Annotated in this window: 19 protein-coding genes and 5 pseudogenes; 12 read left to right on the top strand and 12 right to left on the bottom strand. The window is 40.8% G+C overall.

The genetic code is table 11. The features are described 5' to 3' along the window. Positions 1–6: 6 nt before the first annotated feature. Entirely contained in the window at positions 7–747 is a 741-nt protein-coding gene (locus HMPREF9425_RS08275) for an amino acid ABC transporter ATP-binding protein (protein ID WP_003098153.1), read from the bottom strand. Further along, positions 747–2,294: an ABC transporter substrate-binding protein/permease gene (locus tag HMPREF9425_RS08270; RefSeq protein WP_037621605.1), complete on the bottom strand. Its 1,548-nt coding sequence runs from the start codon at positions 2,292–2,294 to the stop codon at positions 747–749. Before HMPREF9425_RS08270 ends, HMPREF9425_RS08275 begins: the two co-directional genes overlap by 1 nt. A 203-nt stretch (positions 2,295–2,497) precedes the next feature. Here HMPREF9425_RS08270 and HMPREF9425_RS08265 point away from each other — a divergent pair, with 203 nt between their 5' ends. After that, positions 2,498–3,352 (top strand): undecaprenyl-diphosphate phosphatase, encoded by an 855-nt coding sequence (locus tag HMPREF9425_RS08265; RefSeq protein ID WP_002949256.1) that lies wholly within the window; start codon positions 2,498–2,500, stop codon positions 3,350–3,352. A gap of 390 nt (positions 3,353–3,742) precedes the next feature. Here the strand turns inward: HMPREF9425_RS08265 and HMPREF9425_RS10430 are convergent. From HMPREF9425_RS10430 to HMPREF9425_RS10090, 8 genes and pseudogenes are all read right to left on the bottom strand, one after another. Next, positions 3,743–3,982: pseudogene (locus HMPREF9425_RS10430) on the bottom strand (ATP-binding cassette domain-containing protein); the annotation flags it as partial. Between the two features lie 151 nt (positions 3,983–4,133). Continuing rightward, positions 4,134–6,137: an ABC transporter permease gene (locus HMPREF9425_RS08250; protein ID WP_003098150.1), complete on the bottom strand. Its 2,004-nt coding sequence runs from the start codon at positions 6,135–6,137 to the stop codon at positions 4,134–4,136. Beyond that, complete coding sequence (locus HMPREF9425_RS08245) at positions 6,118–6,897, bottom strand: ABC transporter ATP-binding protein (protein WP_003098149.1); 780 nt, start codon at positions 6,895–6,897, stop codon at positions 6,118–6,120. The genes HMPREF9425_RS08250 and HMPREF9425_RS08245 overlap by 20 nt, the downstream gene beginning before the upstream one ends. A 530-nt stretch (positions 6,898–7,427) precedes the next feature. Then, positions 7,428–7,559 carry a hypothetical protein gene (locus tag HMPREF9425_RS10540; protein ID WP_003098148.1) on the bottom strand — a complete coding sequence of 44 codons (132 nt, stop codon included), beginning with the start codon at positions 7,557–7,559 and terminating at the stop codon, positions 7,428–7,430. 194 nt (positions 7,560–7,753) lie between these two features. After that, positions 7,754–8,100, bottom strand: a pseudogene (locus HMPREF9425_RS08240) (class Ib ribonucleoside-diphosphate reductase assembly flavoprotein NrdI). 9 nt (positions 8,101–8,109) lie between these two features. Next, on the bottom strand, positions 8,110–8,460 hold the full coding sequence (locus HMPREF9425_RS08235; RefSeq protein WP_003098145.1) for a hypothetical protein: 351 nt from the start codon (positions 8,458–8,460) through the stop codon (positions 8,110–8,112). A gap of 184 nt (positions 8,461–8,644) precedes the next feature. Continuing rightward, the gene (locus tag HMPREF9425_RS08230) at positions 8,645–9,211 is read right to left on the bottom strand and encodes a TetR/AcrR family transcriptional regulator (protein ID WP_003098143.1); all 567 of its coding nucleotides are present in this window, start codon (positions 9,209–9,211) and stop codon (positions 8,645–8,647) included. A gap of 177 nt (positions 9,212–9,388) precedes the next feature. After that, positions 9,389–9,692: pseudogene (locus HMPREF9425_RS10090) on the bottom strand (sodium-dependent transporter); the annotation flags it as partial. Positions 9,693–9,795: 103 nt separating this feature from the next. Here HMPREF9425_RS10090 and HMPREF9425_RS08220 point away from each other — a divergent pair. After that, on the top strand, positions 9,796–10,536 hold the full coding sequence (locus tag HMPREF9425_RS08220) for a MerR family transcriptional regulator (RefSeq protein WP_003098139.1): 741 nt from the start codon (positions 9,796–9,798) through the stop codon (positions 10,534–10,536). A 41-nt stretch (positions 10,537–10,577) separates the two neighbouring features. Here the strand turns inward: HMPREF9425_RS08220 and HMPREF9425_RS08215 are convergent. Next, positions 10,578–11,040, bottom strand: a pseudogene (locus HMPREF9425_RS08215) (DUF1697 domain-containing protein). On the opposite strand from HMPREF9425_RS08215, the pseudogene HMPREF9425_RS10745 reads away from it, so the two are divergent. Then, positions 11,036–11,711 (top strand): annotated as a pseudogene (locus HMPREF9425_RS10745) (transposase); the annotation flags it as partial. The pseudogenes HMPREF9425_RS08215 and HMPREF9425_RS10745 sit on opposite strands and share 5 nt — an antisense overlap. On the opposite strand, the gene HMPREF9425_RS09575 reads toward HMPREF9425_RS10745, so the two are convergent. Beyond that, positions 11,661–11,984, bottom strand: a complete 324-nt coding sequence (locus HMPREF9425_RS09575; RefSeq protein WP_081448742.1) for a DUF3021 family protein — start codon at positions 11,982–11,984, stop codon at positions 11,661–11,663. The pseudogene HMPREF9425_RS10745 and the gene HMPREF9425_RS09575 sit on opposite strands and share 51 nt — an antisense overlap. A gap of 280 nt (positions 11,985–12,264) precedes the next feature. On the opposite strand from HMPREF9425_RS09575, the gene mecA reads away from it, so the two are divergent. The 9 genes from mecA to HMPREF9425_RS08165 all read left to right on the top strand — a co-directional run bounded on the left by mecA (position 12,265) and on the right by HMPREF9425_RS08165 (position 22,579). After that, complete coding sequence (mecA, locus tag HMPREF9425_RS08205) at positions 12,265–13,014, top strand: adaptor protein MecA (protein WP_003098133.1); 750 nt, start codon at positions 12,265–12,267, stop codon at positions 13,012–13,014. A 3-nt stretch (positions 13,015–13,017) separates the two neighbouring features. Beyond that, a complete protein-coding gene (locus tag HMPREF9425_RS08200) occupies positions 13,018–14,175 on the top strand; it encodes a glycosyltransferase family 4 protein (RefSeq protein ID WP_003098132.1) in 1,158 nt (385 codons plus the stop codon). Positions 14,176–14,337: 162 nt separating this feature from the next. Beyond that, positions 14,338–15,108, top strand: coding sequence for a Fe-S cluster assembly ATPase SufC (sufC, locus tag HMPREF9425_RS08195; protein ID WP_002883600.1), 771 nt, complete (start codon positions 14,338–14,340; stop codon positions 15,106–15,108). 36 nt (positions 15,109–15,144) lie between these two features. After that, positions 15,145–16,407, top strand: a complete 1,263-nt coding sequence (gene sufD / locus HMPREF9425_RS08190; protein ID WP_003098130.1) for a Fe-S cluster assembly protein SufD — start codon at positions 15,145–15,147, stop codon at positions 16,405–16,407. Between the two features lie 53 nt (positions 16,408–16,460). Then, entirely contained in the window at positions 16,461–17,693 is a 1,233-nt protein-coding gene (locus tag HMPREF9425_RS08185; protein ID WP_003098127.1) for a cysteine desulfurase, read from the top strand. Next, entirely contained in the window at positions 17,680–18,111 is a 432-nt protein-coding gene (sufU, locus tag HMPREF9425_RS08180) for a Fe-S cluster assembly sulfur transfer protein SufU (RefSeq protein ID WP_002883658.1), read from the top strand. The genes HMPREF9425_RS08185 and sufU overlap by 14 nt, the downstream gene beginning before the upstream one ends. Positions 18,112–18,186: 75 nt before the next feature. Then, positions 18,187–19,605, top strand: coding sequence for a Fe-S cluster assembly protein SufB (gene sufB, locus HMPREF9425_RS08175; RefSeq protein WP_002883666.1), 1,419 nt, complete (start codon positions 18,187–18,189; stop codon positions 19,603–19,605). A gap of 282 nt (positions 19,606–19,887) precedes the next feature. Next, complete coding sequence (locus HMPREF9425_RS08170; RefSeq protein WP_003098122.1) at positions 19,888–21,534, top strand: peptide ABC transporter substrate-binding protein; 1,647 nt, start codon at positions 19,888–19,890, stop codon at positions 21,532–21,534. Between the two features lie 130 nt (positions 21,535–21,664). Continuing rightward, positions 21,665–22,579: an ABC transporter permease gene (locus HMPREF9425_RS08165; protein ID WP_003098119.1), complete on the top strand. Its 915-nt coding sequence runs from the start codon at positions 21,665–21,667 to the stop codon at positions 22,577–22,579.

The raw sequence follows: 22,579 nt of genomic DNA, 5'->3' as shown, positions 1-22,579 counted from the left end.
TTTTGACTAACCCAAGAAACGTTTGAGGAATTCCTTGGTACGTTCTTCTTTAGGATTTTCAAAGATTTGTTCTGGGCTACCTTGTTCAGCGATTACCCCTTTATCCATGAAGATGACACGGTCAGAAACATCACGTGCGAACTCCATTTCATGGGTAACAATAATCATGGTCAAACCAGTTTCAGATAGCTCCTGCATAGTCTTGAGTACTTCCCCTACCATTTCTGGGTCAAGGGCTGAAGTTGGCTCGTCAAAGAGGATGGCTTCTGGATCAACAGAGAGGGCACGAGCAATGGCAACACGTTGTTTTTGTCCCCCTGAAAGTTGTTTTGGTTTAGCTTTCCAGTATTGTTCCCCCATACCAACTTTCTCCAAGTTAGCTTTGGCGATGCTTTCAGCTTTTTTACGGTCACGTTTGAGAACAGTTGTTTGAGCTACGATAGCATTTTCCAAAACATTAAGGTTTTCAAAGAGGTTGAAGGATTGGAAAACCATACCGAGTCTTTCACGATAGGTAGTGAGGTCGTAACCTTTTTCAAGGACGTTGTCCCCATGATAGAGGATTTCACCACCTGAAGGTGACTCGAGTAGGTTAATAGAGCGAAGGAAGGTTGATTTTCCTGAACCTGAAGAACCAATAATTGAGATAACCTCACCCTTTTTGACGCTGAGGGAGATATCTTTGAGGACTTCATTTTTTCCGTATGATTTTTTGAGGTTTTTAATTTCTAAAATCGTCTCAGTCATTAGTGAATCCCTCCTTGTGTGTAAGTATCTTGATCCAAACGGCGTTCTACATAACGCAAGATGCGTGTCACTGTGAAGGTAAGAACAAAGTAGATTGCTGCGATAACAAAGAATGTTTGGAAGTATTGATAAGTTTGGCTTGCAACAGTGTTACCTGCGAAGTAAAGTTCCACAACAGAGATAACGTTCAAAACAGAGGTATCCTTGATATTGATAACGAACTCATTACCAGTAGCTGGCAAGATGTTACGGATAACCTGTGGAAGAACAATCTTACGCATGGTTTGACCGTGGGTAAATCCAAGAGCAGTAGCAGCTTCAAATTGTCCTTTATCTACAGCGAAGATACCACCACGAACGATTTCACTCATGTAGGCTCCAGTGTTGATAGAAACGATGAAGACAGCTGCTAGGGTACGGTCAATATTGACACCAAAGGCCTGGGCAGTACCGTAGTAGATAACCATAGATTGTACAATCATTGGCGTACCACGGAAAACTTCGATATAGACATTAAGCACCCAACCGAAGAGTTTTTGGAGCAAGGCTACAAATTTATTAGCAGCCTTAGGAGCTGTGCGGTAAACACCAATCATAAGACCGATGAAAGTACCCACAACTGTACCGATAATTGAGATAAGAAGGGTAATTCCTGTACCACGTAGGAATTGTGGCCAGTTCTTAGCGATGATAGTGCTCATCTGACTAAAGAAGTTTCCTTTTTTAGCCTCATCAGTCTTATCTGCAGGTTGGATGTCAATGATGTGATCCATCAGTTTGACACGTTCCTCTTGGCTGATTCCAGCAAGGACCTTATTGACTTGTTCCATTTGCTGACTGTCTCCTTTGCGAAGACCGACGGCCAAGGAGACGTCATCGTCTGAAACCTGGAAACCACCATCTTTAAGCGTAATCATCTTATATTTTGAGCTGGCTTCTTCGGCAGTTTTTGCTTCAGGACGCTCTGAAACATAACCATCGATGATACCAGATGCAAGGGCTTGGCGCATAGCACCGAAGTCTCCCATAGCGGTTTGTTTGCTAACACCTGGGATTTGGTCAATCAAATTATAGAGATAAACCCCTTGTTGAGCTGTGATTTTAGCATCCTTGAAGTCTTTGAGAGTCTTAGCGTTGGCATAATCACCATCTGAGCTGACAACCATGACAGGTTCGCTTCGGTAGTAGCTATCTGAAAAGTCAATTTCTTGACGACGTTCAGCTGTTGGGCTCATACCTGCGATAATCATATTGATCTTGCCGGAAGTGAGGGCAGGAATCAAACCTGTCCAAGCTGTTTTAACCACCAAGGGTTTCTTACCTTGGGCTTCAGCGATTTTTTTAGCGATTTGCACGTCGTAACCGTTGGCATACTGTTTAGTACCTTCGATTGGAACAGCTCCGTTTGAGTCATCGTCCTGCGTCCAGTTGAAAGGTGCATAGGCAGCCTCCATACCGACACGGAGATACTCGTCTGCTTGAGCGCTTGACACCCCACCAAAAACGAGGAGGAGCGCTGCAAAGCAGGCTACAATAATTTTTTTCATTGAAACAATGTCTCCTATAAAAATGTCATTCCTTACTATTTTACAGGAAATTGAGACTGATGACAATAAGTTGATGCTAGAAAAAAACTGTATATCAGTATTGTCTTCAAATACAAGTTGTAATTTGATATAATGGGAAGGACAATTTGGAGCCCTGATCATTTTTGGTGTGATGGGGCTAGCATTTAAAAACGGAGATAATTATGCAAACGGCACAGTATATTATTGAATTACTAAAAGCAGTCTTTCTTGGGATTGTTGAAGGAATCACAGAGTGGTTACCGATTTCATCTACAGGTCACTTGATTTTGGTTAATGAATTCTTGAACTTGAGACAAAGTAAGGATTTCATCGATATGTTTAATATCGTTATCCAACTTGGTGCTATTCTTGCGGTTATGGTCATTTACTTTAAACGTTTGAATCCCTTCCAACCTGGTAAAACAGCACGTGAAGTGCAGTTGACTTGGCAACTTTGGCTTAAGGTGGTCATTGCCTGTATTCCTTCAGCCTTCTTTGGTCTTCTTTTAGATGATTGGATGGAGGCCCACCTCAGTAATTTCTTTGTAGTAGCTATCATGTTGGTGGTCTACGGGATTGCCTTTATTTGGATTGAGGACCGCAATCGACGTGTAGAGCCTAAGGTAACGGATTTGGCACGTATGTCTTACAAGACAGCTTTCTATATTGGTCTTTTCCAAGTCTTGAGTATCATTCCAGGGACTAGTCGTTCAGGTGCTACTATTCTTGGGGGAATCATCGTTGGTACTAGTCGTAGCGTAGCAGCTGACTTTACATTCTTCCTCGGTATTCCAACCATGTTTGGTTATAGTGGGCTTAAGGCAGTTAAGTATTTTATTGATGGGAACACCTTGACTGGTGGCCAAGCGGCCATTCTATTGGTAGCTAGTGTGACCGCCTTTCTTGTCAGCCTATTTGTGATTCGCTTCTTGATGAACTATATTAAGAAACACGATTTCACTGTTTTTGGAAAATACCGTATCGTACTCGGTATCATTGTGCTTTTCTATGGAGCTGTCAAACTTATTTTTGGATAAATCATTGAAGAGTCTGGGACAAAAGTCCTAGCCTCTCAATCGTCTTTGGATTGTAGAGCCCTACTCAACTGTGCGGAGGTGCGACGACGAAATCGAATTCTAACGAATTACCGATTTCTGTCCCACTCTCTATCCCAGCCCCTTCACTGCATCAGCTTCTTAATGACTATATTGTAGCCAGAAATAATACTGGCTTGATGCACAGCCCAGTCTGGTTTTTTCGATTTCTTCTTTGGAAATCTTCTGCGCCATTGGTGTCTTTTGTTTATGGTTGAAGAGATTTATTTTCATAGTGGGCCTCCTTTTATTTGGATATTGATTTTTGATTTGTTTTTCCTTACACCTATATGATATAAAATTCCCCGTCCCGCTACCATCGAATAACCTTTCATTTTCCCTAATTGTCAAGTCAAGTGCAACAAAGTTGTTCCTCTTGGTTTCTTCTGCATAAATGATTTGTCCTGATGTTGGCTGTAAAAGTCCAATCAACATCTGAATGGTTGTCGACTTGCCCGCTCCATTAGGGCTTAGAATAGCTGTAAAACTTCCTCTCTCAATCTGAATATCGAGGCTATTGACTGCCATCTTATCGCCATAAACTTTGGTTAGATTTTTCGTTTCTACTAACATGATATTTTCTCCTGTCCTTAACTTCTGAAACTATGATAGCAAGTCTTTATTGAAAAATCTCGGCTTTTTGGACAAGCGGTAAAATGAGAGAGATGAGTGGTAAAATTCCAGACACCAAAAAATCCCTGACCTAGAGGTCGGGGATTTGCTCTTAGCGGGCGACAATCTTGCGGTAACTGCGGGAAGTTAGTAAGAATACTAAAATATAGGTCAGGAGGAAGACGCCGCAAGTCGCAAGTGTTGTCTGGATTAAGAGAGGAAGATTGGTCACACCCAATAGGGCAACAATCAAGCGCAGCATATGAAAGACCGCTGCTACATGTAGAAAAGCAAAGATGAGAGGTAGGAAGAAGACAGTCAAGATTTGCTTGCGAATGGTACTTCTAGTCTGCTTTTCATCTAGACCAACCTTTTGCAAAATGATAAAGCCATCGCGGTCTTCATATCCTTCAGAGATTTGCTTGTAGTAAATCACAAGAACAGCTCCTAGAAGGAAGATAACGGAAAGGAAGAGACCGATGAAAAGCAAGGTTCCAGTAAGTTCCTGATAGCTCTTTTCTGCGCTATGACGGTCACTGGCCATTGCGTAGCTACCATCTTGGGCCTGGTCCTGATCCAAAGAGTCTCTCAACTCCAGCTGGACTTGCTCGACAAACTTTTTACTGTCCTTAGTCTCTGAAGCAACTCCAATGTAATAGTGATGAGCTGCATCAAGACCAACCGCTTTACTATCATTGACCACCATATAGAGCCCCTGCTCCATGGCTACATCGTTTGGATTAGGGATTTTCCCATGCGTGAAATTCGACGGTAAAATCTGCTTAATTTTCCAGTCCTTGCCATTCACTCGGAGAGGCTGGTCCTTATTTAAGGAAACATTTTTTCCATAGACAAGAGTTTCATCGTCTGCCAAGTCTAGCTTTTTCCCTGTCATTTTTTCATAATCTTGACGATTGATGACCGTAATCGTGCCAGCAGACTTCTTGGTCAAGATACTTGGATTCGAATCCAGCTCGCCTTGCATTGGAACAGTGATATCATTTCCGGCCAGTTTCATGATGAAGGATGATTGGTAAAGATAGGCAGTATAGTTAGGCTTCTTCAGACCTGTTTCCTGAGCGACTTGCTGGACCTTGTCCAACAGAGCCTCCTTCTGATCAGTTGATTTCGGCAAGACAATGCTGACATTGTAATCCTTTGGATGCAAGGTAGTAATATAATCCTGACCTCCAACATAGATATTGATTGTACCAACTAAAGTCACCAGCAGCATGGTGGACAAGATGGAAATAGTTGCCAAGCCTGCTGCATTTTTGCGCATCCGCGAGATAAGATTGGAAACAGAAATGAAATTCTGCGTTTTATAGTAGTAGCCTTTGCGCTTTTTGAGAAATTGCAATAGTGTAATCGAACCTGCATTAAAAAGCAGATAAGTTGCTAGGATAACCATAATCACAGCTATAAAGAAATTGCCGATAGCAGCGACAGGTTTGGTAACGGTCAAAGCCATATAATAAGCTACACCCATGAGCAGGAGCCCCAGCAAGGTTTGCAGCAAAAGGAAGCGTCCCTTCTTCTCGCCGGCTTTCTTTTCTTTCATTAGATTAAGAGAGCTATAGCGTAGAAGACGCGTAGAGTTAAGCAACAAAATCACCGCAAAAGCAATACCCAGACTAATTAGAGTCATCCAGACGTTCTGCCATTGGAAGGTCGAGGCAAGAACTGCCGGCATTCCCATCAATTTCAAAAGGACTGCGTAGAGCATCTTATCTAAAGCTAGGCCAGACAAGATACCCAGACCAACTGTAGCTAGATAAAAGACACAGAGCTCAAAGAAGGTCATGACTAGCAGATGCTTTTTCTCCATGCCCAGCAGACTATAGACTCCCAACTCTCGAGAGCGGTTTTTCATGACGAAGCTATTGGCATAGGTGATGAGGATAAGTACGGCAATCTGAATGACATGGATACCAAACTGCAAGGTCATGCGAGCTGCTGTACCACCATAAGAGGTCTCCATGTTGGGGCTATGAGCCAGTGAGACAAAACTATACAAAATCGCTGTTGCCAGTACCGTCGCCAAAGCAAATGGATAATACAAACTGCGATTTTTAACCAGATTGGACAAAGCTAGTTTACTCGTTAGTTTGAACATAGTCGCCCACCTCACTTGCCATGACCGTCAATGTATCAGAAATCTCTTGGAACATCTGCCGCTCGGTCTTGTTGCCGCGGAAAATTTGATTGTAAAGAATCCCGTCCTTGATAAAGAGCACCCGCTTGGCCCGACTGGCAGCTGAAGTCGAGTGGGTCACCATGAGAATGGTCTGGCCCTGGTCATTGATGTCGTCAAAGACATCCAAGAGAGCAGCTGAAGATTTGGAATCCAAAGCTCCTGTAGGCTCATCCGCCAGCAAAATCTCAGGCTCTGTGATAATGGCGCGTGCTACTGCCACCCGTTGCTTCTGACCACCGGAAATCTCATAAGGAAACTTCTCTTGTAGCTTGTTAATCCCCAGCTCATTGCAGGTCGTGACTAGCTTTTGCATCATCTCAGTAATGGGACGACGAGAGAGAACCAGCGGCAGGAGAATATTATCCTTGACCGACAGGGTGTCTAGCAAGTTGAAGTCCTGAAAGACAAAGCCTAATTTCTCCCGTCGGAAGCTAGAAGCCTGACTATTTTTGATGGTTGCCGTATCAGTTCCGTTGAGAAAGACGCGTCCTTCAGTCGGCTTGTCCAGTATGGCCAGGATGTTGAGCAGGGTGGACTTCCCGGAGCCTGATTCTCCCATGATGGCCACATACTCGCCTTTTTCTACCGTAAAGTGAATGTCCTTCAGTGCCTCTACTTGGCTGCCCTGAAAGCGGGTTTTATAAATTTTTTTTACGTGTTGTACGTCTAATAATGTCATACTTGAACCTCTTTTTATTTATGTGTAAAATGGTTATTTAGCTTATCTTTCAATACTTTATTAGCTAGCTCTGCTCTAAGTTTACCTGAGCTGCTACCCCCTACTGAAAGCAAACTAAAAATGATACAATTATCACACCGAAAAGCCCGATAAGTTTTCATAGGCTAATCTTTCATTTGGGACGCTAATCTTACATTTTTGTCACTTAGCGTTCTTCCAGTTAAAATCTGATGTTCACTTAGAGGGAGCTGGCTGTATGATTTGGCTTGCTTTGCAAGTGGGCCTCTCTAAACTTTCAGTTCCATTTGGGCAAAAGGTGGCGGGACGGAGCCTGGAACAAAAGTCCTAGCCTCTCAATCGTCTTTGGATTGTCGAGCAAGACGCAGTGGTTGAGTGGGCTCTACTAGGCTGATTTCATCAGCTTTTACAGCCCTACTCAACTGTTCGGAGGTGGGACGACGAAATCGAATTCTAACGAATTACCGATTTCTGTTCCACTCTCATCCCACCACCTTTACTGCATCAGCCTCTTAATGACTATATTGTAGCCAGAAATAATACTGGACTGATGCACAGCCCAGTCTGTTTTTTTCGATTTCTTCTTTGGAAATCTTCTGCGCCATTGGTGTCTTTTGTTTATGGTTGAAGAGATTTGTTTTCATAGTGGGGCCTCCTTTTATTTGGATATTATTTTTGATTTGTTTTTCCTTACACCTATATGATACAAAATTCCCCGTCTCGCTACCATCGAATAACTTTTCATTTTAAGCTTTAAACTTACATTTTTGTCATCTTAAAAGGATGAGTCATTATCACCCATCCTTTCCGAGAGATTTATCATACAAATAATCCGTACTTAGAGTTTAGCCAAGTATTCCTGCACAAGTTTGATGTCCGCTTCCTTGTCACCTCGGTCAATATCGCAGATGTGCGGTAGCCCATATTTGTCGATAATCAAAGCTGTCGCCCCGCAAAAGGTCCGACATGCTTAACCGAATCCCCATTATTGACAAAACCTTTAATCAGGTTTGAGTGTTTCTTGATGAAGCGTTTGCTTGACCAAGGAATTTTCCCAGCCCATGCATTTCGAGTAATGAGAATACAGGGTTCTTCCAACTTTTCCTTGATGCTTTGTGTCGGGTAGCCCAACGATTCTGCAAACCGTTTGCCAACTCCTGTATTAGAATCATAGACAACAATCATATCTTTCTCCTACTTTCTCAAAAACAACATCATAATCCAAGTTGAAAGCCCTAAGATTACTACATCCGCAATAAGTTTCATCATAAACTCAAAATCATTTGGCATACTATGAATATAGACAATAGATAATAAGCTTACTAAAGCCAAGCCACCTACTTTATAAGCAAGCGGAAAATCTGGAATCAAAGCCATCCCAAGAAGGGCAACAATCAACCCACCCAATAAAAAGCTCTGAAAGTCCAAACTAAAACTAAAACCAACCGTCACTCCACCATAGGAAACAATCAAAATACCTATTACTATCATACAGATACCCAAAATAGTCATCCCACTCATCGTATATCCTCCTTGTTTGCTCATTATTTTCCTCACTTCCTATTCTGAATGCATGATTCATTTAAAAAAAGAATTACTTTTTTCTTGTTTAATCGGATTCATCTCCCTTCTATTTTTAAAGTGTCTGACATATCAATCACCTTTTTTTAATATGAATGAATATTTAAAATAGTTCATTCATACAAATCTTCAAGAAAAGGAACTTTTATTATTTTGAAAAAATTCCCTTTAAAAAATATTTCACCAAGGTCTCGATACTCTCAAAATAGCCTGGAAAATCCTGCTCTGTAACATGCATGTCAATGTAGTATATCAAATCGTAAGCCTTCATGATTTGGGCGACTTCCTCCTGTGAAAAGCCCTTCTCCTGCAAGCGCTGGCTGAAAGTCTGAATCAGAAACTGATGAAAAGCATTGGCCGCGCGACCAGCATCCTGATTATAGTAGTCGTGCAAGATCTGAGAAATCCCCGGTTTGCTCCACTCAGCCAAAATTTTATTAGGCGAAATCAACTCAAAAGTGACTGCAAAAAGCTGTTCAACGACTGCCTCAGGTTCACCTTGCCAATCTACACGCTGCATGGTTTCCTCACGTATGCGGTTATTCTCCGCTACATAAACCTCTAAAAAAATAGCTTCCTTGGACTCATAATACTTATAAAAGGAGCCAACGGCCATGACGACACGCTTGGTAATATCTGAAATATTCGTCTTTTTATAGCCCTTCTCAGCAAACACCTGCCTAGCCTCAGCCAATAATTCAGCTTTTTTGTCCATGACCTTCTCCTTTTGTGAATGAATTAAAATTTCTATTCATTCATATTATAACACTTTAAAAATCTTTGTCAAAAACGGTCTAAATAGTATTTTGAAAGGAGGATGGCAGTTTGAGAAAATAGCGCCTTTGTTAAATAAAAACAAGCAAGGTCTCGTTAAACTTGCTTGCGTCTTGGATACAATAGTGGAAATGAGAAAGACCAGTAAAAAATCTCCCCCACCGTTGGCAGCAGTCATGTAGGGAAACTTCCAAACGGCACCAAGCCCGATGGCTGAGCCAGCAGATGCTAGAATAAAGCCAAGTTTCGAGCCCCATTGCGATTTTTTTGACATAGTTAAACTCCAATCTCCTTTTTTAGAATAAGAAAAGGCTGCTTGAGTTGTCAAATAGCCTTCTCTCAATGGCTCTTTATGAGCCTTCTGTTTGATTGCTAGACTTGACTATCCCATCATGTTTTCTGAGGTCTGTCAAGAAAACCATTTTCAAGTTTTCACACCTTTGCCAAAAAGTTAAAATTTTTTCGCAAAAAAACTTGACTCTAACCTAAGGGGAGGGTTTATACTATCCTTGTAAGGAGGAAATCATGTACCATATCAAAGAAGCTGCGCAGCTTTCAGGTGTCTCTGTCAAGACCCTGCACCACTACGATAAGATAGGACTCCTGATCCCTTTAAAGTCAGAGAACGGCTATCGAACCTATAGTAAAGAGGATTTGGAACGCCTTCAGGTCATTCTTTACTATAAATATCTAGGCTTTTCTTTAGAAAAAATAGCAGAGCTATTAAAGGAAGAAAGGACTGACTTGTTGCCTCATTTGACTAAGCAGTTGGAGTGTTTGACTCGAGAAAGGCAACATCTGGATACCTTGATTTCCACCTTGAAAAAAACCATTCAAGATCAAAAAGGAGAAAGAAAAATGACTATTGAAGAAAAATTCACTGGATTTAGTTACCAAGACAATCAAAAATACCACCAAGAAGCGGTAGAAAAATATGGTCAAGAAGTCATGGACCAAGCCCTAGAACGCCAAAAAGGTCGTGAAGATGAGTCTACGGTTGCCTTTAACCAAGTTTTTCAATCCTTGGCACAAAACCTTCAAGCTGGTCTGCCAGTAACAGCAACTGAAAACCAAGAGCAAGCTGCCAAGCTCTTGCAAGCCATTCGTACTTATGGATTTGACTGCTCTATTGAAGTCTTCGGACATATCGGTAAAGGCTACGTCTACAACCCAGAGTTCAAGGAAAATATTGACAAGTTTGGACCTGGTACATCCCAGTACACATCAGATGTCATTGCACAGTATGTCCAAACTCAATCAAAATAAAATCGGAGGAGTATTCTTCCGATTTTTTCTAAATTCAAATACTACTTGCTTAATAATTTTTCTACTACATTCAGTTTTCGCATAGTCAAATCTACATTAATATATTAAAAAGCTTTTCAAGATAGTTGGTATTAAGTTTCTTTTGTTTTGTAGTTCTAGGGAGATAGGGGTAAATACAATGGTTACCGATACAAATTTCTTATTCACCGTAATTAATTTTTCTAAAGGGAGACTTTGAATAGATTCTTGGTAAAAAATTACGTGTATACGGTCATAAAGATAGTGTTCTCCAAACGGGTTTTCTTGGACAATTTTTGTAAAATCACTTTTATTCTTGATTACCATTTTTAAGTCAGTACCAATTTTTTCCTTTATTAGAGCATGAACCTGTTCTCGTATTTCTTTTAGGGCTAAGTCACTTTCAAGAATGATATTTTCACTTTGAATATAAGTTCGAACTTGTTGAAAACCAGCTTCTGTCAAGATATCTGCTAGGTAAGACATTGAGGAGACACCCTTTAAAGGGAAGGATGAACGTAAAACCCAGCCGTCGGAAACTCAAGAAAGTCTTGCGTAAAGTCAAGGAGGATTTTTCAGTACGTGCTGAAAAATATGAGAGCTATCAGGAGACATTTGAAGGGCGTAACAGCTTTTCCAAAACTGATCCAGATGCCACTTTTATGCGGATGAAAGAAGACCATATGAAGAATGGCCAACTCAAACCTGGCTACAATCTTCAAATCGCTACTGAAAATCAATTTGTTCTTCACTATGATGTCTTCTCAAATCCGACAGACACCAAGACTCTTCTCCCCTTACTTGAAACCTATCCGCATGAATTGAAGACAGTTGTCGCAGATGCTGGGTATGGAAGTGAAGAGAACCTCCTTCGTTTAGATGAAAAGGAGGTGAAGTATCTGATTAAGTATGCCATGTTTGATCAGGAACAGAAGAGAGGGGATAAACAGTCAGCTAGAAACTTAGGAAATTGGCACTATGATGACAAGGAGGATAGCTACACACATCCTGACGGCTGGTGTTATCGTTTTCACCATATCAAACATCAGAAAACACAGGCAGACTTTCAACAGGAAATCAAGGTTTACTACGCTGATGAACCTGAATCAGCCCCTCAAAAGGGACTGTATATGAACGAACGCTATCAAAACTTGAAAAAAGATAAGATAAGCTAGTGTCCAAAGGACCAGTCCGCAAGCTAAGAAACTCGCTAGGATTTTCAAGAAGTCTATGACATTATGCAAGGGATACCATCCGGATAAACAGAGAATTGGAAGGATGCTAACGTACATGATTGAGAAGTGAAGGAGTGTTTGTTGTGTGAGTGACAAACGGTTATCATCGTAAATGGGGGCAGTTGCCAGAATGATGGCAACGATTATTCCCGTAAGAAAGGTAGATTTGTTTACGTGATGAGGTTGCCCTGACAAGTAGAGAGAGCGTCAAAAAACTCGTTATCCCTTCAGCAATGCTAGCTCGAATCCATCTTTTTTATAGGCAGTCATGGTCATCACATCCAACTATATATTCACCTTTATTGTACTCCTTTCTAGGATAGATGACGGCTATAAATAGGAAAAATCAGGTCTTTGCTAGCATTAGAGAATTTTTAGAAAAGCTTCCTAAAATAAGACCTAAACTTGCTCAGAAATTGCTATCTCTTTGCTTTTCTAGTATAATGAAATAACTACTCGTGCGAGGTTTTTACATATGGAAATGAAACAAATAAGCGAGACAACTCTAAAAATCATGATTACCATGGAAGATCTTGAAGAACATGGTATGGAGCTGAAAGATTTCTTGATTCCCCAGGAAAAAACAGAGGAATTTTTCTATACTGTCATGGATGAGTTGGACTTGCCTGATAACTTTAAAAATAGTGGGATGCTGGGCTTCCGTGTCACGCCACGCAAGGATCGTGTGGATGTTTTTGTGACTAAATCAGACCTTAAGGAAGACCTTGATTTCAATGATTTGTCAGATATGGATGACTATTCAGGACTTTCTCCAGAAGAATTCCTCAAAGCTCTTGAGGGTAACTTTATGGACAAGGGAGATATTGAAGCTCACCATAAGCTCGAAGAGATTGAAAAGGCCTTGGAAGAGGTTGATAAGACTATGACAGAGCCGGCTAAGGAAGTGGCTGAGGAAACTATTCGTGAAGATTATACTCACTATGTCTTGGCTTTCTCTGACTTTGATCAAGTAGTAACCTTTACGCAAGGTTTGAAGGATGTGCCAGTGGAAGGTTCTGAACTTTATAAACTTGGTGATATCTACTATATGACTATCCTTCTTTACTTGGCTGATGAGCCTGACTATTACGCGAACAATATGTATGCGCGTTTTCTTGAATATGCGAATGTGGCAGACCGAACACGTCCCTATCTACAAGAGCATGCAACAATCTTGATGGAAGAGGACGCCTTATCGGTATTACAAGCAACGAAATGGAGCTAGGACATGCCTTGGACCATTAATTATATCTTTGTCTTGATTGGGACATTTTTGATTGCCATTGTGGGAACTCCACTGGTGCGCTCTTTGGCCTTTCGAGTCGGAGCGGTTGATCATCCAAATGCAAGACGTATCAATAAAAAGCCAATGCCGAGTGCTGGTGGTCTAGCTATTTTCTTGGCCTTTGTACTGGCGACCTTGGTATTTATGCCTATGATTATTCAGAAGGATGTCTGGCATATTTCTTATTTAAGATACATCCTACCGGTTGTTGTGGGTGGTGCTATTGTGGCATTGACAGGTTTCATTGATGATATCTTTGAATTAAAACCTTTGCCTAAGATGCTCGGTATTGTTATGGGAGCTGTCATTGTTTGGGCTTTTACGGATTTTCGATTTGATAGCTTTAAGATACCTTTTGGCGGGCCCATGATTCAGTTTGGACCAGTCTTGACCTTGATTCTAACAGTGTTATGGATTGCGGCTATCACCAATGCCATTAATCTGATTGATGGTTTGGATGGATTGGTTGGAGGAGTTTCTATCATTTCCCTGATGACTATGGGGGTGATTTCTTATTTCTTCCTCTATGATACTGATATTTTTTTGACCATGACCATCTTTGTCTTAGTGGCTGCCATTATGGGATTTTTCCCTTACAATTATCATCCAGCGATTATCTATCTAGGTGATACAGGGGCGCTCTTTATTGGCTTTATGATTGGTGTCTTGTCATTACAAGGGTTGAAAAATGCGACAGCAGTGGCTATTTTGTCACCTGTTATTATCCTTGGAGTGCCTATTGTTGACACAGTGGTGGCTATTGTCCGCCGTAAGTTGTCAGGGCGCTCAGCTATGGAAGCTGATAAGATGCATTTGCATCATCGTCTTTTAGCTATGGGGTTCACTCATCGAGGAGCAGTTCTGGTGGTTTATGCCATCGCTATCCTCTTTTCATTGATTGCCCTCTTATTAAATGTTTCCAGTCGTCTCGGTGGTATTCTCTTACTTCTGAGTTTGATTTTGGGAATGGAAATTCTGATTGAAGGGCTTGAGATTTGGGGCGTTGGTCGAACACCTCTCTTCAATTTCCTAAAATTTATCGGGAATAGTGATTATCGCCAAGCAATCATGTTGAAATGGAAGCAAGGTCGAAAAAAATAAACATTTGAAAAGCCAAGCAATGGCTTTTTTGTTATAATGATTCTAATTAAGGAAAATGGAAGTTCTCTTTTTATTTTCCAGAAAATAGCAAGACTATTTTCAAAAAAATAATGCAAATTAGCGAGCACCTGCTTGCTGTATATATGGAAAAAGGAGTATACAATGTCTGTACTTGAAATCAAAAATCTTCATGTTTCTGTTGAAGATAAAGAAATCTTGAAGGGTCTTAATTTGACTCTTAAAACTGGTGAGATTGCTGCTATTATGGGTCCTAACGGAACTGGTAAATCTACCCTTTCGGCTGCTATCATGGGTAACCCAAATTATGAAATCACAGAAGGGGACATCCTTTTTGATGGTGAAAGTATCCTTGACTTGGAAGTTGATGAACGTGCACGCCTAGGTCTTTTCCTTGCTATGCAATATCCAGCTGAAATCCCAGGGATTACAAATGCTGAGTTTATCCGTGCGGCTATGAATGCTGGTAAAGAAGATGACGAAAAGATTTCTGTCCTTGATTTCATCACTAAATTGGATGAAAAGATGGAATTACTTGGTATGCGTGAAGAAATGGCTGAGCGTTACCTTAACGAAGGTTTCTCAGGTGGTGAGAAGAAACGTAACGAAATTCTTCAGTTGCTTATGTTGGAACCTAAGTTTGCTCTTCTTGACGAGATTGACTCAGGTCTTGATATTGATGCTCTTAAAGTGGTTTCAAAAGGGGTTAACGCTATGCGTGGTGAAGGCTTTGGTGCTATGATTATCACTCACTATCAACGTCTCTTGAACTACATCACTCCAGATGTTGTACACGTAATGATGGAAGGTAAAGTGGTTCTTTCAGGTGGTCCTGAATTGGCTGCTCGTCTTGAGCAAGAAGGTTATGCGAAAATCGCTGAAGAGCTCGGTTACGAGTACCACGAAGAAGCGTAAGTCTGTTACTCGAAATAACTAGAAAAGGAGTAACCTATGTCAAAAGAATCTATCATCGCTTTTTCACAAGCAAAAGCAGAGCCACTCTGGTTGCAAGACCTTCGTCAAGCAGCTTTTGATAAGCTTGACAGCTTGGCTCTTCCGAAAATTGAGCGTGTTAAATTCCATCGTTGGAACCTAGGCAATGGAACGATTGCTGAAAATGAATCATCAGCAAACGTGCCTGACTTTACAGCGCTTGGAAACAACCCTAAATTGGTCCAAGTAGGAACAAATACTGTCCTTGAACAATTGCCAGCTGACTTGATTAGCCAAGGTGTGGTCTTCACAGACCTTACGACTGCTCTTGAAGAAATCCCAGAAGTCGTTGAATCCTTCTTTGGTAAGGCTGTAGCCTACGATGAGGATAAATTAGCAGCTTATAACTATGCCTATTTCAATAGTGCAGCGGTTCTTTATGTACCAGATAATGTTGAAATTGACTTGCCAGTTGAAAGTTATTTTTACCAAGATGGAACTTCAAATGTGCCATTTAACAAGCACGTTTTGATTGTAGCTGGTAAAAACAGTAAATTGACTTACCTTGAGCGTTTTGAAACGCTAGGTGAGGCTACTGAAAAAGCTAGTGCCAACATTTCTGTGGAAGTTATTGCTCAAGATGGTGCACAAGTTAAGTTTGCGGCTATTGACCGTTTGGGTGAAAATGTCACAACTTATATTAGTCGTCGTGGCCGTATTGGTCGTGATGCAAGCATTGACTGGGCTCTCGGCATCATGAACGAGGGCAATGTTATTGCTGACTTTGATAGCGACTTGATTGGCAATGGAAGTCATGCCAACCTTAAAGTTATTGGTCTATCATCAGGTCGTCAGGTGCAAGGGATTGATACTCGTGTGACTAACTATGGTAACAACTCTGTGGGACATATCCTACAACATGGTGTTATTTTGGAACGCGGTACTTTGACCTTCAATGGTATTGGTCACATTGTCAAAGGTGCTAAGGGTGCTGATGCACAACAAGAAAGCCGTGTGCTTATGCTTTCTGATAAAGCCCGTTCAGATGCGAACCCAATCCTTTTGATTGATGAAAATGAAGTTACAGCAGGACACGCTGCTTCAATCGGTCAGGTGGATCCAGAGGATATGTACTACCTTATGAGTCGTGGACTTGATCAAGACACTGCAGAACGCTTGGTTATTCGCGGTTTCTTGGGAGCAGTTATCACTGAAATCCCAGTTAAGGAAGTGCGTGATGAGATGATTTCTGTAACTGATACAAAACTAAACAAACGTTAGGAACTATCGACGCAGATAGTCTAACCTATGATATATCTAGATAGGGAGATAAGATGTCAGCTTTAGATGCCTATAAGATTCGACAAGATTTTGCCATTTTAGATCAGGTAGTTAATGATGAACCTTTGGTATACTTGGATAATGCAGCAACGACCCAGAAGCCTCAAGTAGTTTTGGACGCTCTCATGACCTACTATCATGAGGACAATGCCAATGTTCACCGTGGTGTGCATACTTTGGCTGAGCGTGCAACAGCTGCTTACGAAGCTAGTCGTGAAAAGTTTCGTCAGTTTATCAATGCGAAATCAACCAAAGAGGTCCTCTTTACACGTGGAACGACAACTGGTCTTAACTGGGTTGGTCGTTTTGCAGAGCAGGTTCTTGAGCCAGGAGATGAGGTGGTTATTTCAATTATGGAACACCACTCCAATATCATTCCTTGGCAGAAAGCTTGTAAGAAGACGGGGGCTAAACTTGTATATGCCTACTTGAAAGATGGCCAATTGGATATGGAAGATTTGGCCAACAAGATTACTGAAAAGACAAAATTTGTCAGTCTAGCTCAGGTTTCTAACGTTTTAGGCTGCATCAATCCTGTCAAAGAAATTGCCAAGTTTGCCCACCAAGTTGGTGCCTATATGGTGGTGGATGGTGCCCAATCGGCGCCCCACATGGCCATTGATGTACAGAATTTGGATTGTGATTTCTTCACCCTTTCTGGACATAAGATGTTAGGTCCAACAGGGATTGGGGTCCTCTATGGCAAAGAAGAAATTCTCAACCAGATGAATCCTATCGAATTTGGTGGTGAAATGATTGATTTCGTTTATGAACAGGAAGCCACTTGGAAGGAACTGCCTTGGAAATTTGAGGCTGGTACACCTAACATTGCGGGAGCTATTGCTCTTGGTGATGCTGTGGACTACCTCTCTAACCTGGGCATGGAAAATGTTCATGCTTACGAGCAGGAGTTAGTAGACTATGTTTTACCTAAACTTCAGGCGATTGAGGGATTGACAGTCTACGGTCCAGAAGATCCTAGCCATCATGCAGGTGTTATTGCCTTTAATATTGATGGGCTTCACCCTCATGATGTGGCGACAGCTCTTGACTATGAAGGAGTAGCAGTGCGTGCGGGTCACCACTGTGCTCAGCCTTTAATTAATCATTTAGGAATCTCATCAGCTGCCCGAGCAAGCTTCTATATTTACAATACCAAAGAGGATTGTGACAAGCTTGTGGAGGCAATTCTTGCGACGAAGGAGTTTTTCAATGGCACTCTCTAGACTAGATAGTTTATATATGGCTGTTGTGGCCGATCACTCTAAGAGCCCTCACCATCATGGTGTCCTACCTGATGTGGAGCAACTTCAACTGAATAATCCGACTTGTGGAGATGTTATCAATCTGTCAGTCAAATTTGATGGTGACGTGATTGAAGACATTGCCTTTGCTGGAGATGGTTGTACCATTTCTACAGCGTCATCAAGTATGATGACGGATGCTGTTATTGGAAAAACCAAGGCAGAGGCTTTGGAACTAGCGGAGATTTTCTCTCTTATGATTCAAGGAGATCATAAAGATGAAGATAAGCTAGGCGAAGCCAAGCTCTTGGCGGGGGTTTCTAAATTTCCACAACGTATCAAATGTGCAACTCTCTCTTGGAATGCCCTTAAAAAGGCTATAGAGAGAAGTGAGCTTTAGGAAGTCAAGGGGCAGTCAGTCTCCTTGCCCAAGCAAAAAGGAAAACAAATCAAACCTTTAATAAAGGAAAATACTATGACTGAAACAAATGAAAAAGTAGAACCAAAACCCATTGATCTTGGGGAATATAAATACGGTTTCCATGATGATGTGACACCAGTCTTTTCAACAGGAAAAGGAATCAGTGAAGACGTGGTCCGTGCCATGTCTGCTGAAAAAGGGGAGCCTGAGTGGATGCTTGAATTCCGCTTGAAATCATTGGAAACCTTTAACAAAATGGCTATGCAAGAGTGGGGGCCAGACCTTTCTGGTATTAACTTTGATGACCTGACTTATTTCCAAAAGGCATCAGACAAACCTGCTCGTGACTGGGAAGATGTTCCTGAGAAAATCAAGGAAACTTTTGAACGTATTGGTATCCCAGAAGCAGAGCGTGCTTATCTTGCTGGAGCCTCAGCTCAGTATGAATCAGAAGTGGTTTACCACAACATGAAAGAAGAGTATGACAAGTTGGGGATCATCTTTACAGATACAGACTCAGCCCTTAAAGAGCATCCAGAACTCTTCAAGAAGTACTTCTCAAAACTGGTTCCGCCAACAGATAATAAATTTGCGGCCCTTAACTCAGCCTTCTGGTCAGGTGGTACCTTTATCTATGTACCTAAAGGCGTTAAGGTAGATATTCCGCTTCAAACCTACTTCCGTATCAATAACGAAGCAACTGCTCAGTTTGAACGTACTCTTATCATCGTTGATGAAGGTGCCAGCGTTCACTATGTTGAAGGATGTACAGCGCCAACTTACACAACTGCCAGCCTTCATGCGGCTATCGTTGAAATCTTTGCACTTGATGGTGCCTACATGCGCTACTCAACTATCCAAAACTGGTCAGATAGCGTCTACAACTTGGTAACTAAACGTGCTACGGCTAAGAAAAATGCGACTGTTGAGTGGATTGATGGTAACCTTGGAGCCGAAGTAACTATGAAGTATCCATCTGTTTACCTTGATGGAGAAGGTGCACGTGGTACCATGCTGTCAATTGCCTTTGCTAATGCTGGTCAACACCAAGATACAGGGGCTAAGATGATTCACAATGCACCGCATACATCATCATCTATTGTTTCTAAATCAATCGCTCGTAATGGTGGTAAGGTTGACTATCGTGGACAAGTAACCTTCAACAAAGATTCTAAGAAATCGGTATCTCACATTGAATGTGACACCATCTTGATGGATGATTTGTCTAAATCAGATACTATCCCATTCAACGAAATCCACAATTCACAAGTTGCGCTTGAACACGAAGCTAAAGTTTCTAAGATTTCTGAAGAACAGCTCTACTACCTCATGAGCCGTGGACTTTCAGAACAAGAAGCAACTGAAATGATTGTCATGGGATTTGTGGAACCATTTACCAAAGAACTTCCAATGGAATATGCTGTTGAGCTTAACCGCTTGATTAGTTATGAAATGGAAGGATCAGTTGGGTAAGAAGTAAGCTTGTGTATAAATACAGAGTAAACTGAGAAATTGGTTCAAAATACTATAAGGTTAAGATATATCTCTTAGCCTTTTTTGTTTGGATTGATTGTAAAACGTTTATGTGTAGTGGACAAGAGTTATAGATGCGTCATTTTTGGATATTTCGAGTCTTTTTCGAGACAAAATAACTGAATTGTCGAATTATTCAGAATTAGGTCTTTACTTTAGGCTATTTTAAGGTATAATTATACACGAAAGTAAATTTTTGATTGGAGGAGGTTTCTTATAATTATGATTAAGAAACGTAACTTTAAGAGTATTGTAGCTGTTGGAGTAATTGCTTTGGCTTCTGCAACACTTCTTGCTGCTTGTGGCTCAAAATCAACCTCAAGTAAAGATGAAATTAATTGGTACACCCCTACTGAAATATTGACCCTTGATATTTCTAAAAATTCAGATCACTATTCAGCCTTGGCGATTGGGAACTCAGAAAGTAACTTACTTCGTGTTGATAAAGATGGGAAGTTGCAACCTGATTTGGCTAAAAAGGTTGATGTGTCAGCCGATGGTTTAACTTATACAGCGACTCTTAGAGATGGCTTGAAGTATTCAGATGGTACTAAGATTACTGCTGAGGACTTTGTCTATACTTGGCAACGTATGGTTGATCCTGCTACAGCTTCTGAGTATGCTTACCTTACTTCAGATTCTCACCTTGTTAATGCTGCAGACATTATTGCTGGTAAGAAGAGTGTTGATGAATTAGGTGTTAAGGCTGAGGGAAATAAAGTTATCTTTACCTTGTCAAATCCTTCTCCACAATTCAAGAGTCTTTTGTCATTCTCAAACTTTGTCCCACAACATAAGGAATTTGTAGAGAAGGCTGGAAAACAATATGGAACGAAGTCTGACAAACAAATTTATTCTGGACCTTTTAAAGTTGAAAATTGGAATGGTACAAGTGGTAGCTTCAAACTTGTCAAAAATGACAATTATTGGGATGCTAAGCATGTTAAAACAAAGACAATCAATATTCAAACGGTTAAAAAACCTGATACAGCTGTCCAAATGTATAAACAAGGTCAACTTGACTTTGCAAATATTTCAAATACGTCAGCAATTTTTAACTCAAATAAAAAGAACAAAGATGTTGTTACAGTTCCAGAAGCAACAACAGCTTATATGACCTATAATGAAACTGGTAAAGTTAAAGGTCTAGATAATCTTAAAATCCGTCAAGCTCTCAACCTTGCTACTGACCGTAAAGGTATTGTCGAAGCTGCGGTTGATACGGGTTCAGTTCCAGCAACTAGTCTTGTACCTACTGGATTGGAAAAATTACCTGATGGTACTGATTTATCTAAATATGTGGCACCTGGCTATAGCTACAACAAGGAAGAAGCAGCTAAGCTCTTTAAAGAAGGTCTTGCTGAAGCTGGTTTAAGCGACTTGAAATTGACAATTACAGCAGATTCAGATACACCTGCTGCTAAAGCTGCAGTTGATTACATTAAAGAAACTTGGGAAAAAGCTCTTCCTGGTTTGACTGTTGAAGAAAAATTTGTGACATTTAAACAACGTATTGAAGATACCAAAAATCAAAACTTTGATGTCGCTCTAGTCAATTGGGGTGGTGACTATCCAGAAGGATCAACATTCTATGGCTTGTTCACTTCAAATTCATCTTATAACTATGGTAAGGCAAATAGCTCTACATACGATGCAGCCTATGAAAAAGCTATTTCGGCTGATGCATTAGATCCAACAGCTGCTGCAAATGATTATAAAGCTGCTGAAAAAGCACTTTATGATGAAGCAATGTATAATCCGGTTTACTTCCGATTTACAAAAGGTTTACAAAATCCTTCAATTAAAGGACTTGTACGTAACTCAACTGGTCTTGATGTTGACTTTACCTATGCTTATAAAGATAAATAGTTGCTATCATTATAATGACAGAGTAAAGTAGAACATTCATCAGCTACTGTATGTACGTTTATCACAAAATGAACTAAGAAGCTGGCGGCTTTAGTCCCAGCTTCTTTCGTTGTTACATAAAGGAAATTTTATGACGAAATATTTATTGAAAAGGATAGCTATTTTGCTAGTTACCTTATGGGTGGTTGTCACTCTATCTTTCTTCTTAATGCAAGTTATGCCGGGGTCACCATTCAATAACCCCAAATTAACGAATGATATGATTGCGGTTATGAATAAGCAATATGGCTTAGATAAGCCTGTATGGCAACAGTATTTGCAATATCTTTGGAATGTCCTGCACGGTGATTTAGGAACAAGTTATCAGTCTGCGAATCAGCCTGTTAGCATGATGATTAGTCAACGTTTGGCAGTTTCAGCGCAATTGGGTATTCAAGCCCTTGTTGTTGGGGTTTTGGCTGGTCTTTTTGTGGGAGCAGTGTCGGCACGTAATAAAAATAACTGGATTGATAATATCTTGAGCGTGCTATCAACACTCGGTATTTCAGTGCCATCATTTATTATCGGTCTTCTGCTTTTGGATTACCTTGGATTTAAGTGGGGAGTTCTTCCTTTATCTGGATGGGGCTCATTTAGCCAAACGATTTTACCTACTTTAGCTCTTGCTATTCCAGTATTTGCTCAAGTCACCCGTTTTTTTCGTAGTGAAATGATTGAAACCATGAATACTGATTATATTCAACTAGCTAGGGCTAAGGGGTTGACAACACGTCAAATTAGTAATCGACACGCCTATCGCAATTCAATGATTCCTGTTCTTACCTTAATCGGTCCAATGGCTGCTAATATTCTAACAGGTTCAGCACTTATAGAGCAGATTTTCTCAATTCCTGGGATTGGTCAACAGTTTGTTACCTCTATTCCAACAAAAGATTATCCTGTCATTATGGGAACCACTATCGTTTATGCCGTTATGCTTATGGTAGCTATCCTATTGACAGATATCATTACTAGTTTCGTGGATCCACGTGTCCGTCTGAAGTAA

It is taken from the genome of Streptococcus vestibularis ATCC 49124, assembly GCF_000188295.1.
GTDB classification, from domain to species: domain Bacteria; phylum Bacillota; class Bacilli; order Lactobacillales; family Streptococcaceae; genus Streptococcus; species Streptococcus vestibularis.
This window is presented reverse-complemented; position numbering and strand designations above follow the sequence as displayed.

Bases quoted from the DNA above. Each gene is read 5' to 3' on its own strand.
- HMPREF9425_RS08250 (WP_003098150.1), bottom strand. From the start codon at position 6,137: ATGTTCAAACTAACGAGTAAACTAGCTTTGTCCAATCTGGTTAAAAAT.
- HMPREF9425_RS10540 (WP_003098148.1), bottom strand. From the start codon at position 7,559: ATGAAAACAAATCTCTTCAACCATAAACAAAAGACACCAATGGCGCAG.
- sufU (WP_002883658.1), top strand. From the start codon at position 17,680: ATGGCACTCTCTAGACTAGATAGTTTATATATGGCTGTTGTGGCCGAT.
- HMPREF9425_RS08235 (WP_003098145.1), bottom strand. From the start codon at position 8,460: ATGAGCAAACAAGGAGGATATACGATGAGTGGGATGACTATTTTGGGT.
- HMPREF9425_RS08165 (WP_003098119.1), top strand. From the start codon at position 21,665: ATGACGAAATATTTATTGAAAAGGATAGCTATTTTGCTAGTTACCTTA.
- mecA (WP_003098133.1), top strand. From the start codon at position 12,265: ATGGAAATGAAACAAATAAGCGAGACAACTCTAAAAATCATGATTACC.
- HMPREF9425_RS08185 (WP_003098127.1), top strand. From the start codon at position 16,461: ATGTCAGCTTTAGATGCCTATAAGATTCGACAAGATTTTGCCATTTTA.
- sufD (WP_003098130.1), top strand. From the start codon at position 15,145: ATGTCAAAAGAATCTATCATCGCTTTTTCACAAGCAAAAGCAGAGCCA.
- HMPREF9425_RS08275 (WP_003098153.1), bottom strand. From the start codon at position 747: ATGACTGAGACGATTTTAGAAATTAAAAACCTCAAAAAATCATACGGA.
- HMPREF9425_RS08265 (WP_002949256.1), top strand. From the start codon at position 2,498: ATGCAAACGGCACAGTATATTATTGAATTACTAAAAGCAGTCTTTCTT.
- HMPREF9425_RS08270 (WP_037621605.1), bottom strand. From the start codon at position 2,294: ATGAAAAAAATTATTGTAGCCTGCTTTGCAGCGCTCCTCCTCGTTTTT.
- sufB (WP_002883666.1), top strand. From the start codon at position 18,187: ATGACTGAAACAAATGAAAAAGTAGAACCAAAACCCATTGATCTTGGG.
- HMPREF9425_RS08170 (WP_003098122.1), top strand. From the start codon at position 19,888: ATGATTAAGAAACGTAACTTTAAGAGTATTGTAGCTGTTGGAGTAATT.
- HMPREF9425_RS08230 (WP_003098143.1), bottom strand. From the start codon at position 9,211: ATGGACAAAAAAGCTGAATTATTGGCTGAGGCTAGGCAGGTGTTTGCT.
- HMPREF9425_RS08220 (WP_003098139.1), top strand. From the start codon at position 9,796: ATGTACCATATCAAAGAAGCTGCGCAGCTTTCAGGTGTCTCTGTCAAG.
- HMPREF9425_RS08200 (WP_003098132.1), top strand. From the start codon at position 13,018: ATGCCTTGGACCATTAATTATATCTTTGTCTTGATTGGGACATTTTTG.
- HMPREF9425_RS08245 (WP_003098149.1), bottom strand. From the start codon at position 6,897: ATGACATTATTAGACGTACAACACGTAAAAAAAATTTATAAAACCCGC.
- sufC (WP_002883600.1), top strand. From the start codon at position 14,338: ATGTCTGTACTTGAAATCAAAAATCTTCATGTTTCTGTTGAAGATAAA.